27 protein-coding genes are annotated in these 17,380 nt (G+C 34.1%); 26 read left to right on the top strand and 1 reads right to left on the bottom strand.

The features are described 5' to 3' along the window. Positions 1–3: 3 nt before the first annotated feature. The 26 genes from rplV to KWG70_RS15060 all read left to right on the top strand — a co-directional run bounded on the left by rplV (position 4) and on the right by KWG70_RS15060 (position 16,610). The gene (gene rplV, locus KWG70_RS14935; RefSeq protein ID WP_230936850.1) at positions 4–411 is read left to right on the top strand and encodes a 50S ribosomal protein L22; all 408 of its coding nucleotides are present in this window, start codon (positions 4–6) and stop codon (positions 409–411) included. Positions 412–419: 8 nt separating this feature from the next. Continuing rightward, entirely contained in the window at positions 420–1,139 is a 720-nt protein-coding gene (rpsC, locus tag KWG70_RS14940) for a 30S ribosomal protein S3 (protein ID WP_230936851.1), read from the top strand. A gap of 21 nt (positions 1,140–1,160) precedes the next feature. Further along, positions 1,161–1,580, top strand: coding sequence for a 50S ribosomal protein L16 (rplP, locus tag KWG70_RS14945; protein ID WP_230936852.1), 420 nt, complete (start codon positions 1,161–1,163; stop codon positions 1,578–1,580). A 13-nt stretch (positions 1,581–1,593) separates the two neighbouring features. After that, positions 1,594–1,785, top strand: a complete 192-nt coding sequence (gene rpmC, locus KWG70_RS14950; RefSeq protein WP_040278737.1) for a 50S ribosomal protein L29 — start codon at positions 1,594–1,596, stop codon at positions 1,783–1,785. Between the two features lie 18 nt (positions 1,786–1,803). Beyond that, positions 1,804–2,061 carry a 30S ribosomal protein S17 gene (gene rpsQ / locus KWG70_RS14955; protein ID WP_053991431.1) on the top strand — a complete coding sequence of 86 codons (258 nt, stop codon included), beginning with the start codon at positions 1,804–1,806 and terminating at the stop codon, positions 2,059–2,061. 2 nt (positions 2,062–2,063) lie between these two features. Then, positions 2,064–2,432, top strand: coding sequence for a 50S ribosomal protein L14 (gene rplN / locus KWG70_RS14960; protein WP_028871112.1), 369 nt, complete (start codon positions 2,064–2,066; stop codon positions 2,430–2,432). 11 nt (positions 2,433–2,443) lie between these two features. Continuing rightward, entirely contained in the window at positions 2,444–2,755 is a 312-nt protein-coding gene (gene rplX, locus KWG70_RS14965; protein ID WP_230936853.1) for a 50S ribosomal protein L24, read from the top strand. 2 nt (positions 2,756–2,757) lie between these two features. Next, positions 2,758–3,309 (top strand): 50S ribosomal protein L5, encoded by a 552-nt coding sequence (gene rplE / locus KWG70_RS14970; RefSeq protein ID WP_230936854.1) that lies wholly within the window; start codon positions 2,758–2,760, stop codon positions 3,307–3,309. Positions 3,310–3,312: 3 nt separating this feature from the next. After that, a complete protein-coding gene (gene rpsN, locus KWG70_RS14975; RefSeq protein WP_099563531.1) occupies positions 3,313–3,582 on the top strand; it encodes a 30S ribosomal protein S14 in 270 nt (89 codons plus the stop codon). A gap of 92 nt (positions 3,583–3,674) precedes the next feature. Further along, positions 3,675–4,073, top strand: a complete 399-nt coding sequence (rpsH, locus tag KWG70_RS14980) for a 30S ribosomal protein S8 (RefSeq protein WP_230936855.1) — start codon at positions 3,675–3,677, stop codon at positions 4,071–4,073. 18 nt (positions 4,074–4,091) lie between these two features. Next, on the top strand, positions 4,092–4,634 hold the full coding sequence (gene rplF / locus KWG70_RS14985; protein WP_230936856.1) for a 50S ribosomal protein L6: 543 nt from the start codon (positions 4,092–4,094) through the stop codon (positions 4,632–4,634). Between the two features lie 10 nt (positions 4,635–4,644). Then, positions 4,645–5,001: a 50S ribosomal protein L18 gene (gene rplR / locus KWG70_RS14990; protein ID WP_230936857.1), complete on the top strand. Its 357-nt coding sequence runs from the start codon at positions 4,645–4,647 to the stop codon at positions 4,999–5,001. A gap of 6 nt (positions 5,002–5,007) precedes the next feature. Next, positions 5,008–5,532: a 30S ribosomal protein S5 gene (gene rpsE / locus KWG70_RS14995; RefSeq protein WP_230936858.1), complete on the top strand. Its 525-nt coding sequence runs from the start codon at positions 5,008–5,010 to the stop codon at positions 5,530–5,532. Between the two features lie 11 nt (positions 5,533–5,543). Then, positions 5,544–5,726, top strand: coding sequence for a 50S ribosomal protein L30 (rpmD, locus tag KWG70_RS15000; RefSeq protein ID WP_230936859.1), 183 nt, complete (start codon positions 5,544–5,546; stop codon positions 5,724–5,726). A 9-nt stretch (positions 5,727–5,735) separates the two neighbouring features. After that, positions 5,736–6,188, top strand: a complete 453-nt coding sequence (gene rplO, locus KWG70_RS15005; RefSeq protein WP_230936860.1) for a 50S ribosomal protein L15 — start codon at positions 5,736–5,738, stop codon at positions 6,186–6,188. Between the two features lie 12 nt (positions 6,189–6,200). Next, on the top strand, positions 6,201–7,553 hold the full coding sequence (gene secY / locus KWG70_RS15010) for a preprotein translocase subunit SecY (protein ID WP_230936861.1): 1,353 nt from the start codon (positions 6,201–6,203) through the stop codon (positions 7,551–7,553). 86 nt (positions 7,554–7,639) lie between these two features. Further along, a complete protein-coding gene (gene infA / locus KWG70_RS15015) occupies positions 7,640–7,855 on the top strand; it encodes a translation initiation factor IF-1 (protein ID WP_026753784.1) in 216 nt (71 codons plus the stop codon). Positions 7,856–7,859: 4 nt separating this feature from the next. After that, positions 7,860–7,976 carry a type B 50S ribosomal protein L36 gene (gene ykgO, locus KWG70_RS15020; protein WP_081990159.1) on the top strand — a complete coding sequence of 39 codons (117 nt, stop codon included), beginning with the start codon at positions 7,860–7,862 and terminating at the stop codon, positions 7,974–7,976. 2 nt (positions 7,977–7,978) lie between these two features. Further along, positions 7,979–8,353, top strand: coding sequence for a 30S ribosomal protein S13 (gene rpsM / locus KWG70_RS15025; protein WP_230936862.1), 375 nt, complete (start codon positions 7,979–7,981; stop codon positions 8,351–8,353). Positions 8,354–8,459: 106 nt separating this feature from the next. Then, a complete protein-coding gene (gene rpsK / locus KWG70_RS15030; protein ID WP_120202429.1) occupies positions 8,460–8,843 on the top strand; it encodes a 30S ribosomal protein S11 in 384 nt (127 codons plus the stop codon). Positions 8,844–9,015: 172 nt separating this feature from the next. Then, positions 9,016–9,621, top strand: coding sequence for a 30S ribosomal protein S4 (gene rpsD, locus KWG70_RS15035; RefSeq protein ID WP_230936863.1), 606 nt, complete (start codon positions 9,016–9,018; stop codon positions 9,619–9,621). A 97-nt stretch (positions 9,622–9,718) separates the two neighbouring features. Continuing rightward, positions 9,719–10,711 (top strand): DNA-directed RNA polymerase subunit alpha, encoded by a 993-nt coding sequence (locus tag KWG70_RS15040; protein ID WP_230936864.1) that lies wholly within the window; start codon positions 9,719–9,721, stop codon positions 10,709–10,711. Between the two features lie 60 nt (positions 10,712–10,771). Further along, positions 10,772–11,242, top strand: coding sequence for a 50S ribosomal protein L17 (gene rplQ / locus KWG70_RS15045; protein ID WP_230936865.1), 471 nt, complete (start codon positions 10,772–10,774; stop codon positions 11,240–11,242). An 86-nt stretch (positions 11,243–11,328) separates the two neighbouring features. After that, positions 11,329–12,432: a glutamine-hydrolyzing carbamoyl-phosphate synthase small subunit gene (gene carA / locus KWG70_RS15050; RefSeq protein WP_230936866.1), complete on the top strand. Its 1,104-nt coding sequence runs from the start codon at positions 11,329–11,331 to the stop codon at positions 12,430–12,432. Positions 12,433–12,590: 158 nt separating this feature from the next. After that, positions 12,591–13,883 (top strand): phosphopyruvate hydratase, encoded by a 1,293-nt coding sequence (gene eno / locus KWG70_RS15055; RefSeq protein WP_230936867.1) that lies wholly within the window; start codon positions 12,591–12,593, stop codon positions 13,881–13,883. 102 nt (positions 13,884–13,985) lie between these two features. Then, the gene (locus KWG70_RS15060; protein ID WP_230936868.1) at positions 13,986–16,610 is read left to right on the top strand and encodes a DUF7619 domain-containing protein; all 2,625 of its coding nucleotides are present in this window, start codon (positions 13,986–13,988) and stop codon (positions 16,608–16,610) included. Between the two features lie 3 nt (positions 16,611–16,613). Here KWG70_RS15060 and KWG70_RS15065 read toward each other — a convergent pair whose 3' ends face one another. Next, positions 16,614–17,366: a DUF481 domain-containing protein gene (locus tag KWG70_RS15065; RefSeq protein ID WP_230936869.1), complete on the bottom strand. Its 753-nt coding sequence runs from the start codon at positions 17,364–17,366 to the stop codon at positions 16,614–16,616. Between the last annotated feature and the right edge of the window lie 14 nt (positions 17,367–17,380).

Here is a 17,380-nt window from a genome sequence, read left to right on the forward strand (position 1 = left end):
GCTATGGGAAGTCGTAAAAAACAAATGGCAGACGCTATTAAGGAAGGCAGAAAAAACGTTGCATTTGCAAAGTTGAATAACTGTCCAACTTCACCAAGAAAAATGCGCTTAGTTGCAGACTTGGTAAGAGGAAAAGAAGCTGAGAAGGCATTGCAAATCTTAAGATTTAGCCAAAAAGAAGCATCTCGTCGTTTAGAAAAATTGTTGTTATCAGCAATATCTAACTGGCAAGCTAAAAACGAAGATGCTGATATGGAAGAAGCAGATTTGTTTGTACAAGAGATTAGAGTAGATGGAGGATCTATGTTAAAGAGATTACGTCCGGCACCTCAAGGTCGTGCTCACAGAATTAGAAAAAGATCGAATCACGTAACTGTTGTGATTGGAGCTAAAAATAACACACAAGCTTAAATAGAGATATGGGACAAAAGACAAATCCAATCGGAAATCGTTTAGGAATTATCAGAGGATGGGAATCTAACTGGTATGGTGGAAATGATTATGGTGATAAACTTGCTGAAGACGATAAAATCAGAAAGTATATCCATGCTCGTTTATCAAAAGCTAGTGTATCTAGAGTTATTATTGAGCGTACGCTTAAACTTGTAACCGTTACTATCACTACTGCTAGACCTGGTATTATTATCGGAAAAGGTGGTCAAGAGGTAGACAAGTTAAAAGAAGAGCTTAAGAAAATTACTGGAAAAGAAGTTCAGTTAAACATCTTTGAAATTAAGAGACCTGAACTTGACGCTTATTTAGTAGCATCGAGTGTTGCTCGTCAAATTGAGAATCGTATTTCTTACAGACGTGCAATTAAAATGGCTATTGCTGCTGCTATGCGTATGAATGCAGAAGGAATAAAAATTCAAATTAGTGGTCGTTTGAATGGTGCAGAAATGGCACGTTCTGAGCACTATAAAGAAGGACGTATTCCTTTATCTACATTTAGAGCCGATATTGACTATGCTTTAGTTGAAGCACATACTACTTATGGTAGATTAGGTGTTAAAGTATGGATCATGAAAGGTGAAGTGTACGGAAAAAGAGAACTTTCTCCATTAGTTGGCTTGTCTAAGAAGCAAGGTGGCAAGTCTGGAGGACGCGGTGGGAACAATAAATCTCGTCGTAGAAAGTAATTTTTAAAGAAAAGTAATAATATGTTACAACCGAAAAGAACAAAATTTCGTAAGGTCCAAAAAGGACGTATGAAAGGAAATACCGGAAGAGGACACAGACTTTCTAATGGTATGTTTGGAATAAAATCTTTAGATGCTAATTTTTTGACTTCTCGTCAAATTGAAGCTGCACGTATCGCTGCAACTCGTTACATGAAGAGAGAAGGACAATTATGGATTAAAGTGTTTCCAGATAAACCAATTACTAAAAAACCATTAGAAGTACGTATGGGTAAAGGTAAAGGTGCTGTAGAATACTGGGTAGCTGTAGTAAAACCAGGAAGAATTATCTTCGAAGTTGGTGGAGTACCAATGGAAGTTGCTAAAGAAGCCTTACGTTTAGCTGCACAAAAATTACCAGTTAAAACTAAGTTTTTAATCGCTAGAGATTACGAAGCATAATTTATTTGATATTATGAAACAATCAGAAATTAAAGAATTATCAGTAGCTGAGTTACAAGAGAAACTTGGTGAAACTAAAAAGAGTTATGCAGACCTTAAAATGGCACATGCAATCTCTCCATTAGATAACCCAATTCAGTTACGTAACGTTAGACGTTCAGTAGCAAGAATTGCAACAGAATTAACTAAAAGAGAAATACAATAATTGTATTCTGGCTGAAAGATGGAAAAAAGAAATTTAAGAAAAGAGCGTATAGGAGTTGTTACTAGTAACAAAATGCAGAAATCAATTGTGGTTTCTGAAGTTAAAAAAGTAAAACACCCTATGTACGGAAAGTTCGTTTTGAAAACAAAGAAATATGTTGCTCACGACGAAACAAACGATTGTAACATTGGAGATACTGTAAAGATCATGGAAACACGACCTATGAGTAAATCTAAATGTTGGAGATTAGTAGAAATAATTGAAAGAGCGAAGTAATTATGGTACAACAAGAATCAAGATTAAAAGTAGCTGATAACACTGGAGCTAAGGAAGTATTAACTATCCGTGTTCTAGGTGGTACAAAAAGAAGATACGCTTCTATTGGAGATAAAATTGTTGTCTCAGTAAAAGATGCTACTCCTAATGGAAACATTAAAAAAGGAGCAGTATCAACAGCAGTAGTTGTTCGTACTAAAAAAGAAGTGAGACGTCCAGATGGATCTTATATTAGATTTGATGATAACGCTTGTGTACTTTTAAATCCAACAGGAGAAATGAGAGGAACACGTGTTTTTGGACCAGTAGCTAGAGAACTTCGTGATAGACAATTCATGAAAATTGTTTCATTAGCACCAGAAGTGCTTTAATGACTAATAAAATGACAAAGTTTAAAATTAAATCAGGAGATACTGTAAAAGTAATAGCTGGAGACCATAAAGGTACAGAAGGTAATGTGCTTAAAGTATTAAAGGATAAAAACAAAGCCATCGTAGAAGGCGTGAACATGGTTAAGAAACATACAAAACCAAGTGCACAAAACCCTCAAGGTGGAATTGTAGAGAAAGAAGCACCAATCCATATGTCTAACTTATCATTGTTAACTTCAAAAGGAGAAACAACAAGAGTAGGTTATAAAATGGAAGGTGACAAGAAAGTAAGATTTTCAACAAAATCAAATGAAGTAATATAGTTATGGCTTATATTCCAAGATTAAAACAAGAGTACAAGGACAAGGTTGTTTCTGCTCTTACAGAAGAATTCGGATATAAAAACGTAATGCAAGTTCCTAAACTTGAAAAGATTGTAATATCTAAAGGAGTTGGAGCTGCCGTTGCCGATAAAAAATTAATTGATCATGCTATTGATGAGTTAACAATGATATCTGGTCAAAAAGCTGTTGCTACACTATCTAAAAAAGATGTTGCATCTTTCAAATTACGTAAAGGAATGCCAATTGGTGCGAGAGTTACGTTAAGAGGAGAGCAAATGTATGAGTTTTTAGATCGTTTAGTAACTTCGGCATTACCACGAGTTAGAGATTTCAATGGTATCAAAGCTACAGGTTTTGATGGTAGAGGAAATTATAATTTAGGTGTTGTTGAACAAATTATCTTCCCAGAAATCAACATTGACAAGATCAACAAGATCTCTGGTATGGATATTACTTTCGTAACATCTGCAGATACAGATAAAGAAGCAAAATCGTTATTAACTGAAATGGGATTACCATTTCAAAAGAACTAAGATATGGCTAAAGAATCAATGAAAGCCCGTGAGGTAAAAAGAGCAAAAACAGTAGCTAAATATGCTGAGAAACGTAAAGCTTTAAAAGAAGCTGGAGATTACGAAGCATTACAAAAGTTGCCTAAAAATGCTTCACCTATTAGAATGCACAACAGATGTAAGCTAACAGGAAGACCAAAAGGGTACATGAGAACTTTCGGTATTTCACGTGTAACATTCCGTGAAATGGCAAACCAAGGTTTGATTCCAGGTGTTAAAAAAGCATCTTGGTAGACCAAATCGTTTTATTGCGATTACAAACAAGAATTATAAATTGGTTTTAGGTTCGGCATGAGGTCGAAAACCACTACCGCAAATTAATACAAATGAATACAGATCCAATTGCTGATTACTTAACAAGAATCAGAAATGCAGTGAAAGCTAACCACAGAGTGGTAGAAATTCCTGCTTCAAACTTAAAGAAAGAGATGACTAAAATATTATTCGATCAAGGATATATTTTAAGTTACAAATTTGACGACTCTTCTGTACAAGGAACAATTAAGATTGCCCTTAAGTACAACAAGGAAACTAAAGAGTCGGTTATCAAAAAGATTCAAAGAATCAGTACACCAGGTTTACGTCAATATGCTGGCGCAAATGAAATGCCTAGAATCCTTAATGGTTTAGGTATTGCTATTGTTTCTACATCTAAAGGTGTAATTACAGGTAAGCAGGCGCAACGTGAAAACGTTGGTGGTGAATTATTGTGTTACGTTTACTAATTTAAAGCAGAAAGAACAATGTCAAGAATAGGAAATAACCCAGTAGCAATTCCGGAAGGAGTTACAGTTGAAGTTAAAGACAACGTAATTACTGTAAAAGGTAAATTAGGAGAATTAACACAACCATATGATGCTGTTGAAGTGAAAGTTGAAGACGGAAACGTACTTGTAAGACGTTCAGCAGATAATAAAGAACAAAAATCTAAACACGGTTTATACCGATCTTTAGTAAGCAACATGATTGAAGGTGTTTCTAAAGGATGGACTAAAGAATTAGAACTAGTTGGTGTAGGTTATAGAGCATCTAACCAAGGTCAAAAATTAGACTTGGCTTTAGGATTCTCTCACAACATTGTATTAAATGTTGCACCAGAAGTGAAAATTGAGACCATTTCAGAAAAAGGTAAAAACCCAATAGTTAAATTAACATCTCACGATAAACAATTAGTTGGACAAGTAGCTGCGAAGATTCGTGGTTTTAGAAAACCAGAACCTTACAAAGGAAAAGGTGTTAAGTTTGTTGGTGAAGAATTAAGAAGAAAAGCAGGTAAATCAGCTTAAAAAATTAGTTATGGCATTAACAAAGAACGAAAAAAGACTAAGAATAAAAAGCAGAATACGTAAGGTAGTTTCTGGTACAGAAGCAAGACCACGTTTAGCTGTTTATAGAAGTAATAAAGAAATTTATGCTCAAGTTGTAGATGATGTTACAGGTAAAACTTTAGCAGCTGCATCTTCAAGAGATAAAGCAATTGCTTCTGAGAAAGGAACAAAATCAGAAATAGCAGCCTTAGTAGGTAAAGCTGTAGCTGAGAAAGCAATAAAAGCAGGTATCAATACTATTTCTTTTGATAGAGGTGGATACCAATATCACGGAAGAGTAAAATCATTAGCTGAAGGCGCAAGAGAAGGCGGACTTAAATTCTAAGACACTATGTATCAAAAATATAAAAACGCAGAATTAGTAAAACCAAGTGGAATTGATCTTAAAGATCGTTTAGTTGGTGTGCAAAGAGTTACTAAAGTAACAAAAGGTGGTAGAGCTTTCGGTTTTTCAGCGATCGTAGTGGTTGGTGATGAAGCTGGAGTTGTAGGTCACGGTTTAGGAAAATCTAAAGATGTTGCAACTGCAATTGCAAAAGCAGTTGAAGATGCTAAGAAAAACTTAGTTAGAATTCCTATTATCAAAGGAACCTTACCTCACGAACAAAAAGGTAAATATGGTGGAGCAAGAGTAAACATTATTCCTGCTGCTCCTGGTACAGGAGTAATTGCTGGTGGAGCTGTAAGAACAGTTTTAGAAGCAGTTGGAGTACACGATGTATTATCTAAATCTCAAGGATCTTCTAACCCTCATAATGTAGTTAAAGCAACTTTTGATGCTTTATTACAATTAAGAGATGCAAGAACAATTGCTAAGGACAGAGGAGTTTCTCTTGAAAAAGTTTTTAACGGTTAATCAATAGGACGATGGCAAAGATTAAAGTAACAAAAGTAAAAAGTGCAATCAATCGTACGCAAAATCAAAAGAGAATTTTAGAATCTCTTGGATTAAATAAAATTGGTCAAACCAAAGTACATGATGCGTCTCCAAGTATTCTTGGAATGGTAAATAAAGTTTCACATTTAGTTTCTGTTGAAGAGACGAAATAACAATATAAGATGAACTTAAGTAATTTAAAACCAGCAGAAGGTTCTACAAAGAACCAAGGTAAAAGAGTAGGTCGTGGACAAGGTTCTGGAAAAGGTGGTACTGCAACACGTGGTCACAAAGGAGCAAAGTCTCGTTCTGGTTACTCTAAGAAATTAGGTTTCGAAGGTGGTCAAATGCCACTTCAAAGACGAGTTCCTAAATTTGGATTTACAAATATTAACCGTGTAGAATATCAAGGTGTAAACTTAGATACATTACAAGAGTTAGTAGATAACAAGAAAATAAAAGATGCAGTTGATTTTCAAACGCTAGTTGATCTAGGTTTGGCGGGAAAGAATGAATTAGTTAAAATTCTTGGTCGTGGTGAATTAAAATCAAAATTAACAGTAACTGCTCATAAATTTACTGCTTCAGCAAAAGCTGCAATTGAAGCTGCAGGCGGAGAAGCGGTAACTTTATAAGAACACTTTAGTATGAAAATTATAGATACATTAAAAAATGTTTGGAAAATAACTGAGTTAAAAGACAGAATCATTTTGACACTTGGTCTGCTTTTAGTTTACCGTTTCGGTGCTCAAGTTGTTTTACCAGGTATTGATGCAAGTCAACTTGGAGGTTTACAAGATGGAGCAGATGGTGGGATATTAGGAATTCTTAATATGTTTACTGGTGGTGCCTTTGCAAATGCCTCAGTTTTTGCTCTTGGTATTATGCCTTACATTTCGGCTTCTATTGTTGTTCAGTTAATGGGAATTGCTATTCCTTATTTGCAAAAACTTCAAAAAGAAGGCGCTAGTGGACAAAAGAAGATTACACAAATCACACGTTGGCTAACAATTATCATTTGCTTATTCCAAGCACCTGGTTACTTAGCAAGTTTACAACCTGCATTTGGTATTCCTTCAACAGCATTTTTATTAGGTACTGGTCCAACATTCTATATATCTTCAGTTATCATATTAGTAACTGGGTGTATATTTGCTATGTGGTTAGGAGAAAAGATTACAGATAAAGGTATTGGTAATGGTATATCATTATTAATTATGGTAGGTATTATTGCTACTTTACCTCAATCGTTCTTACAAAATGCATCAGCTAGATTAGATGGTGGTGGAAATGGTGGTTTAATGATGATCTTGATCGAATTAGTAGTTTGGTTTGTAATCATTTTAGCATCTATAATGTTAGTTATGGCAGTACGTAAAATTGCTGTTCAATATGCTAGAAGAACTGCTTCTGGAGGATACGAGAAAAACGTATTTGGTAACAGACAGTTTTTACCATTAAAGTTAAATGCATCAGGAGTAATGCCAATTATCTTTGCACAGGCAATTATGTTTGTACCAAGTTTAATTGGAAAATCTTTTGGCTCATCTAGTGAAGTTGGTCAATGGATGCAAGCACAGTTTAACGATCCTTTCGGATTGTGGTATAATATTGTGTTCGCATTACTAATTATCATCTTTACGTATTTCTATACTGCGATTACTGTTCCAACAAACAAAATGGCAGATGATTTAAAAAGAAGTGGTGGTTTTATTCCAGGAATTCGTCCAGGAACAGAAACATCAGAGTATTTAGATAAAATAATGTCACAAATCACATTACCTGGATCTATATTCTTAGCATTAATCGCTGTGTTCCCAGCAGTTATTGTAAAGCTTATGAATGTTCAAGGTGGATGGGCATTATTCTTTGGTGGCACATCGCTACTAATTATGGTTGGAGTTGCAATAGATACAATGCAGCAAGTCAATTCATACTTGTTAAATAAACATTATGATGGCTTGATGAAGACAGGTAAAAACAGAAAAGCAGTAGCTTAAATGTAATACTAATTTAGAGGATAATCTTCGGAAATTTTTTAGGCAAGGTATTTGCTAATCCAAGATTAAATACTAAAACATATAATATGGCAAAACAAGCAGCAATAGAACAAGACGGATCGATCATCGAAGCATTATCAAATGCGATGTTCCGAGTTGAACTAGAAAATGGTCACATAGTGACTGCACACATTTCAGGTAAAATGCGTATGCATTATATTAAGTTGTTACCTGGAGACAAAGTAAAATTAGAAATGAGTCCTTACGATTTAACAAAGGCTCGAATAACTTATAGATACTAAAACCATGAAGGTAAGAGCATCCATTAAAAAAAGAAGCGCAGACTGTAAATTAGTCCGCAGAAAAGGTAGACTTTACGTCATTAACAAAAAGAATCCTAGATTCAAACAAAGACAAGGGTAATTATGGCAAGAATTGCAGGTGTAGACATACCAAAACAGAAAAGAGGAGTAATCTCTTTAACTTATATCTACGGAGTAGGTAGAAGTAGAGCACAAGAAATTTTAGCAACAGCTAAAGTAGACGAAAGCATCAAAGTACAAGATTGGACAGATGAGCAAATTGGAGCAATCCGTGACGCTGTAGGATCTTATACTATTGAAGGTGAATTACGTTCTGAAACACAATTAAACATTAAGCGATTAATGGATATTGGATGTTACAGAGGTATTCGTCATAGAGCTGGACTTCCATTAAGAGGTCAGAGAACTAAAAACAACTCTAGAACAAGAAAAGGTAGAAGAAAAACTGTTGCTAACAAGAAAAAAGCAACTAAATAATAATAGACATTAGTCATTAGTTTTAACCGTTAGAGGAATCTGTTTGAAATAGCAATGTTTAGGATTCTAAAAACTAGGAAAAACTAACAACTAGAAACTGAAAAATATGGCAAAGTCAAGTACTAAAAAACGTAAAGTAATAGTAGACGCTGTTGGAGAAGCACACGTAGCTGCCTCTTTTAACAACATTATCATCTCTTTAACTAACAAAAAAGGTGATGTAATTTCATGGTCATCAGCTGGTAAAATGGGATTCAGAGGTTCTAAAAAGAACACACCTTACGCTGCTCAATTAGCTGCAGAAGATGCTGCTGGAGTCGCAAAAGAAGCTGGACTAAAGAAAGTGAAAGTTTACGTGAAAGGTCCTGGGAATGGTAGAGAATCTGCTATTCGTTCAATCCACAATGCAGGTATAGAAGTAACAGAAATTATCGATGTTACACCATTACCACATAATGGATGTAGACCTCCAAAAAGAAGAAGAGTTTAATTTATTGCTCTGTAGAATTAATATCAACTATTTTAATGGTTGATATTAATTTTTTATGCGTAAATTTGCAAACTGAAAAATAACAATTAACAAGTATCAACGAGAGATCAACGGTTGTCGAAGGATAAGATTAAGACCTTAATTCACAAACACTCTCAAAACAAATTTAAAAATGGCAAGATATACTGGTCCTAAAACTAAAATAGCCCGAAAATTCGGTGAAGCTATCTTTGGAGATGATAAAGCTTTTGAAAAAAGAAATTATCCTCCAGGTCAACACGGAGCTAACAAGCGTCGTGGAAAAAAATCTGAATACGCTATCCAGTTAATGGAAAAGCAAAAAGCTAAATATACTTATGGTATATTAGAAAAGCAATTCAGAAACATGTTCAAAAAAGCAACAGCTGCTCAAGGTATTACTGGTGAGGTTTTACTTCAACTATGTGAGTCTCGTTTAGACAACGTTGCTTTCAGAATGGGATTGTCTCCATCTCGAAGTGGAGCTAGACAATTAGTGTCTCATAGACATATCACTGTAAACGGTGGTATCGTAAATATTCCTTCTTACCAATTAAAAGCAGGAGATGTAGTTGCTGTTAGAGAAAAATCTAAATCATTAGAGTCTATTCAAAATTCATTAGCTAACTCTAGTGCTGTATATGAGTGGATTACATGGAATAACGATAAAAAGGAAGGAACTTATGTTTCTATTCCAGAACGTATTCAAATTCCAGAAAATATCAACGAACAATACATCGTCGAATTATATTCTAAATAATAAATTAATCATATTGGTATTTGGCCAAAGGATTTATTAGTGGTCTTCAAACTTATAAATCGCGCAACTAAATAACAATTAAAACGAAGACAATAATATGGCAATTTTAAACTTCCAGAAGCCCGACAAAGTAATCATGATTGATTCTACTGAGTTTGAAGGTAAATTTGAATTTAGACCTTTAGAACCAGGTTACGGATTAACAGTAGGTAATGCTCTAAGACGAGTATTATTATCATCTTTAGAAGGTTTCGCTATCACATCAGTAAGGATTGAAGGTGTAGACCATGAGTTCTCAACAATTGCTGGTGTAGTTGAAGACGTTACTGAAATGATTTTGAACTTAAAGCAAGTTAACTTTAAGCGTCAAATAGATGAAGTTGATAACGAATCTGTTTCAATTTCTATCTCTGGACAAAATCAAATTACAGCTGGAGATTTCCAAAAGTTCATCTCAGGGTTTCAAGTATTAAACAAAGACTTAGTGATTTGTAACTTAGATCCAAAGGTGAATATCAATATGGAAATCACGATTGAAAAAGGTAGAGGTTATGTTCCTGCTGAAGAAAATAAAAAAGCTTCTGCACCAATTGGAACAATCTTTACAGATTCAATTTATACACCAATAAAAAATGTTAAGTATAGCATTGAAAACTTCCGTGTTGAACAAAAAACCGATTATGAAAAATTAGTTTTTGAAATCATCACAGACGGTTCAATTGCTCCTAAAGATGCTTTAACTGAAGCTGCTAAAATATTAATTCACCACTTCATGTTATTCTCTGATGAGCGTATCACTCTTGAAGCTGATGAAATTGCACAAACTGAAACTTATGATGAAGAATCACTTCACATGAGACAACTATTGAAAACTAAGTTAGTTGATATGGATCTTTCTGTACGTGCACTTAACTGTTTAAAAGCTGCAGAAGTTGATACATTAGGAGACTTAGTATCATTCAATAAAAATGACTTAATGAAGTTCCGTAACTTTGGTAAGAAATCGTTAACTGAGCTTGAAGAGCTTGTAAATGTTAAAGGTCTTAACTTCGGAATGGATTTAGCAAAATACAAATTAGATAAAGATTAATACGTCATATTTTGCTCCTCAAAGAGAGTTGAAGCAAGATGATGATTAAAACAAAATGTCATGAGACACGGAAAAAAATTCAACCATTTAGGAAGACAGACTGCTCATAGAAAAGCAATGTTAGCTAATATGGCATGTTCGTTAATCGAACACAAACGTATCAACACTACTGTTGCTAAAGCAAAAGCTTTAAAACAATTTGTTGAGCCTATGATCACAAAATCAAAGGAAGATACAACACATAACAGACGTATCGTAATGTCTAGATTGAGACAAAAAGATGCAGTTACTGAATTATTCAGAGATGTGGCTGTAAAAGTTGGAGATCGTCCAGGTGGTTATACAAGAATCATCAAATTAGGAAACAGACTTGGTGATAACGCTGATATGGCAATGATCGAATTAGTAGATTATAACGACATCTACAACGCTGGTAAAAAAGAGAAGAAGACGACTAGAAGAAGTAGAAGAGGTGGATCTAAACCAGCAACTCCTCCAGTTGAAACGAAAGCAACTAACGAAGAAGAATAAATGTTAATAAGCATTTAATATATAAAGGATAATCTATTTTAGATTATCCTTTTTTTTGTGCAATTTTGTAAAACTTTTCTATAAAAATGATATATCAAAAACGTAAAAAAGCCTTAATTTTACTCGCAGACGGAACAATTTTTCACGGAAAATCAATTGGCAAAGAAGGTACTGCCTTTGGTGAAGTTTGTTTCAACACAGGAACAACAGGATACCAAGAAATTTTTACTGACCCTTCATACTATGGGCAGTTAATGGTAACAACCAATGCACACATTGGGAATTATGGAACCAAATCTGATGAAGTAGAATCTGATTCGATTAAAATTTCTGGGTTGATCTGTAAAAATTTCAGCTTTGAATATTCACGTCCAGCTGGAGACAAATCACTTGAAGAATTTTTAAATGACAATAACCTATTAGCTATTTCTGATGTAGATACTCGAGCCTTAGTAAGTCATATTAGAGATCATGGTGCTATGAATGCTGTTATTTCTACTGAAATAGATAACGTAGACGAACTTAAAAAACAATTAGCTGAAGTGCCTAGTATGGAAGGTTTAGAATTAGCCTCTCAGGTATCGACCAAAGAGCCTTATTATTATGGTGATGAGAATGCTACCTATAAAATTGCCGCTTTAGATATCGGAATTAAAAAGAATATCCTTCGTAATCTCGCTAAGCGAGATGCCTATATTAAAGTGTTTCCATATAATTCTAAATTTGAAGATCTAGAAGCATTTCAACCAGATGGCTATTTTTTATCTAATGGACCAGGAGATCCAGAACCTTTAGTAGAGGCACAAGCTGTCGCTAAAGAAATTATTAAAAGAGACTTGCCATTATTTGGGATTTGTTTAGGTCACCAAGTCATAGCATTAGCTAATGGCATTTCAACATATAAGATGCATAATGGTCATCGTGGAATTAATCATCCTGTAAAAAACTTAGTGACAACAAAAGGTGAGATAACTTCTCAAAATCACGGATTTGCGATTAATAGAGAAGAAACAGAAAATCATCCAGATGTAGAAATTACACATGTACATTTAAATGACCATACGGTTGCAGGAATGAAAATGAAGAATAAAAACTGCTTTTCGGTGCAATACCATCCAGAAGCAAGTCCAGGACCAAACGATTCAACCTATTTATTTGATGAGTTTATTCAAAATATCAAAAATAATTAATGATGAAATGTCAAGGAAATGAAAGTTTCTTTGACATTTTTCTTTTACGAAAACATTATAGTTGAGATATAATGTAAAACTGTGTTCTGCAGATACCTTTTAGACTAACTATTTTGTAAATTTGAAACTTAAATTAGAAATAACTTAAATACAATATAATGAGCATTATAATTAATATTCATGCAAGACAAATTTTAGATTCTAGAGGAAATCCAACAATTGAAGTCGATGTCACTACAGAAAATGGAATGATTGGAAGAGCTGCAGTGCCTTCTGGTGCTTCAACTGGTGAGCACGAAGCGGTAGAACTAAGAGATGGAGGAAGCGCATATATGGGAAAAGGTGTTACGAAAGCTGTCAATAATGTAAATTCCATAATCGCTCAAGAGCTTCTTGGAGAGTCTGTATTTGATCAAAATAGATTAGACAAATTAATGATAGATTTAGATGGAACAGCTAACAAATCTAAATTAGGTGCTAATGCTATCTTAGGTGTGTCGTTAGCAGCGGCAAAAGCTGCAGCAGGAGAATTAGGAATGCCACTATATCGATATGTTGGTGGTGTGTCTGCCAATACCTTACCTGTGCCAATGATGAATATTATTAATGGTGGTTCTCATAGTGATGCGCCAATCGCATTTCAGGAGTTTATGGTAATGCCAGTTAAGGCAAAAAACTTTACGCATGCTATGCAAATGGGAACTGAGATCTTTCATCACCTTAAAAAAGTATTACATGATAGAGGATTAAGCACTGCTGTAGGAGATGAAGGAGGATTTGCACCAAATTTAGAAGGCGGAACCGAAGATGCTTTAGAAACAATTGCTAAAGCTGTAGCAAATGCTGGTTATAACTTAGGAGATGATGTGATGATCGCTTTAGATTGTGCTGCTGCCGAATTCTATAAAGATGGAACATACGATTATACCATCTTTGAAGGCGATTCTGGACAAGTTCGTACAAGTAAAGAGCAAGCAGATTATTTAGCAGAGTTGGCGTCTAAATATCCTATTATTTCTATTGAAGATGGTATGGACGAAAATGATTGGGATGGTTGGAAATACCTGACCGAACAAATTGGTGATAAAGTACAATTAGTAGGTGACGATTTATTCGTAACCAATGTAGAACGTTTATCACGTGGTATCGAAAACGGAATCGCGAATTCTATTTTAATTAAAGTGAATCAAATCGGAACACTTACCGAGACGATTTCAGCCGTAAATATGGCACACAACGCTGGTTATACATCTGTAATGTCACATCGTTCAGGAGAAACTGAAGATAATACTATTGCCGATTTAGCTGTGGCCTTAAATACAGGGCAAATTAAAACAGGCTCGGCATCGCGTAGTGATCGTATGGCAAAATATAATCAGTTATTACGTATTGAAGAAGAATTAGAAGACGTGGCTTACTTTCCACAAATGAATGCATTTAAAGTGAAATAATTGCTTAAACATTATATCGAAAAAAAGCCTGTAAGACTATGTATTACAGGCTTTTTTCTTATCTTCAGTATTGTAAGAAAAAATAGACTAATCAAAATTGCTATGAAGAGAATTTTACTTTTCCTTTTTTTAATTTCATTTTACAGTACTATTCATGCTCAGATTGTTAATATTCCCGATGCGAATTTCAAGGCAAAACTTTTGGAAGCCGATTGGGATAATGGTATAGCAGCAAGCGCTAGTTATGATAGCGAAATTATTGATACTAATGGTGATGGTGAGATTCAAGTTAGTGAAGCACAATTGATAACAGGATTAACTATTATTGCCTCTTCCATATCTGATTTAACAGGAATAGAAGCTTTTACAAACCTAGAAACTTTGAATTGTAGGATTAATAATTTGACAAGTTTAGATTTAACTCAAAACACTAATCTTATCTCAGTTAACTGTAGTATTAATTCGCTCACAACACTTAATGTAACGGGCCTTCAAAATCTTAGTCGACTGATTGCTAGTAGTAACTTTTATGAAACTATTGACGTTAGCCAAAACCCTAATCTTAATGAATTAGTAGTTGATTCTAATTTTAATTTAACAGGTTTAAATGTAAGTCAGAACCCAAATTTGGAAACATTAAGTTTATCGTACACGACACTATCAACAGTTGATGTTAGTTCAAACTCTAACCTTGTTTCACTTAATATAAGATCTGAAAATTTCAATAGTTTAGATGTGACCCAAAACTCTAATCTTGAGAGTCTTGTGTGCAATGAAAGTATATTAACAAGCCTTGACGTAACTCAAAATTTGAACCTTAGATTTTTGAATTGTTCTGCTAACCAATTAACCACTATTGATGTTTCTCAAAACCCAAACTTAGAATATTTAAATTGTAGTGGTAATCAATTGACAGCTATAGATATATCTCAAAACTTGAATTTAGAAAATCTACATATAGATCAAAATCAATTAACTAATATCGATATAACTCAAAACAGTAATCTTATATGGTTAAGTTGTTCAGATAATCAACTAACAACGATTGATGTTACTCAAAACCCTAACCTTGAAAACTTAGAATTTGGCTTGAACCAAGTTTCAACTATAGATCTTAGTCAGAATCCAGTACTTCGTGATTTAATTTGTCATTCTAATCAACTTACGATTTTAGATTTAAGCCAAAACAGTAACTTATATTCGTTCTATTGTCTTGATAATATACCTTTAGTTGCGATATTCATGAAAAATGGCAACCAAGAATCATTACCTTTTTTTCATCAAAATCCAAACCTTCAATATATATGTGCTGATGAGGATGAAATATCATATTTACAGAGTGTACTTGGAGGAGATAGTGTTGAAATAAATAGTTATTGCACTTTTGTTCCTGGAGGGGATTACAATACTATATTTGGTTCTTTAACATTTGACGGTAATAATGATGGCTGTGATGGTAATGACGTATCATACCCAGGATTAGGTGTTGATATTTCAGATGGAACTGATTCAGGAACAACATTTTCTAATAGCAATGGTGAATATATGTTCTATTTAGGAACAGGATCATATACAATCACACCTAACTTTGAAAATCCGTCTTGGTTTAACACATCTCCGTTAACATTTACAGCACCTTTTTCAGATTTAAACACTACAGTCAATCAAGATTTCTGTATCACTCCAAATGGTACACATAATGACGTAGAAGTTGTTATTGCATCTACAATTCCAGCACAACCAGGTTTTGATGCTAGCTACCAAATTGTTTATAAAAACAAAGGTAATCAAGTGCTTTCTGGTGCTATAGACTTTAACTACGATGACAGCGTTTTAGATCTTATGTCGATAACACAATCTCCAGACGCACAATCTATAGGAAACTTGTCTTGGAACTATACCGATTTAAATCCGTTCGAAAGCCGGACTATAGATGTAGTTTTTAACGTTAATTCACCTATGGAAATGCCTCCAGTAAATCTAGATGATGTATTAAATTTTACAGCGACCATAAGTCCCATATCTAGTGATGAAACATCAAATGATAATACATTTGAACTCAATCAAGTTGTTGTTGGCTCTTTCGATCCAAACGATATTACCTGTCTTGAAGGTGATGTGGTCTCTCCAGAACGTATTGGTGAATACCTCCATTATAATATCCGATTTGAAAATACAGGAACAGCACCTGCTACTTTTATCGTCGTTAAAGATGTCATCGATATCACAAAATATGACCTAAGTACATTACAAGTATTGAATTCTTCTCATAATATGATCACACGAATTGAAGGAAATGAGATTGAATTTTTCTTTGAAGATATCAATTTGGCGCCTTCAGGACAAGGGAATGTGCTTTTCAAAATTAAAACTTTAGATACATTGGTAACTGGAGACTCAGTAACACAGCAGGCTAATATTTATTTCGATTTTAATTTTCCGATAGAAACCAATTTAGCAACAACAGCATTCGAAAACCTTTCAGTTGAAGAATCTGAAATTAATACAGTTTCTATATACCCTAATCCTACCAATGGATTAATAACCATTGATTCTAAGTTAGTAATTAAGTCAGTAAGACTATACGACGTACAAGGTCGAAAGGTGCAAGATTTTATCATTTCAGAAAATCAAACTATAGACATTTCTAATGTATCAAAAGGAGTTTATCTTCTTGAGATTAGAACCGATTCAGGAATTTCTAACCTAAAGATACTAAAGAACTAATTTTTAAAACGTATACAATAACCCATTGGTCAATTCGAACTGGGTCTTTGGAATATTTGAACTCACAGGAACAGCATCGTAGAAATAATTGAAATTGGTCTTAAAAGCCAAATCCTTAAAGATTTTGAACAATAATGAGGTATTGCTAGAAATACGATAATCACTAAAAGCATCAATTTTTGGCTGGTAATAACTTGTACTTATTATACTTATCGTTTCAGTAGGATACATGCTGAACGATAAATAAGCACTTCCTCTCACATCGTTTTGCTCGCGGTCTGCAATAACATTATCGGCTTTTTCATATTCGTACATAATCAATGTTCCTAAATAAAACATGTAATTTTCTTTCTCACTAAGCTTAAATCGAGGTCCAGTTCCTAATAATCCTCTAAAATCAATTTGTGAAATCGCATCGTATTGGGCTTGTGCAAAAGCTTCCCATTTGATGCGTTCAGAAACTTTTCGATTGTATCTCAAATGTTGAGTACCACGATTTACTAACGAATTACCCTCTACTTTCTGAAAGTTTAAATCGTTTACAAATAACCAAAGATTTGTCTTATCGTTATACTGAATATGAGCTTTGTTCGCAATTCTAAAAATATCATTGGTGTTCTTAATGAGCGAGACATCCAAACTAACAGATCCTGTCCATTTTGCAGAATCGGTTGCTTTTCGCAAGGTTTCGATATTAACCACTTGAGAATAAGATGTCATGGATATGAATAAAAAGAAAACCCTAATGTATTGCATAGCTATTGGTTGGA

It is taken from the genome of Psychroserpens luteolus (genome assembly GCF_021032705.1).
GTDB classification, from domain to species: Bacteria; Bacteroidota; Bacteroidia; order Flavobacteriales; family Flavobacteriaceae; genus Psychroserpens; species Psychroserpens luteolus.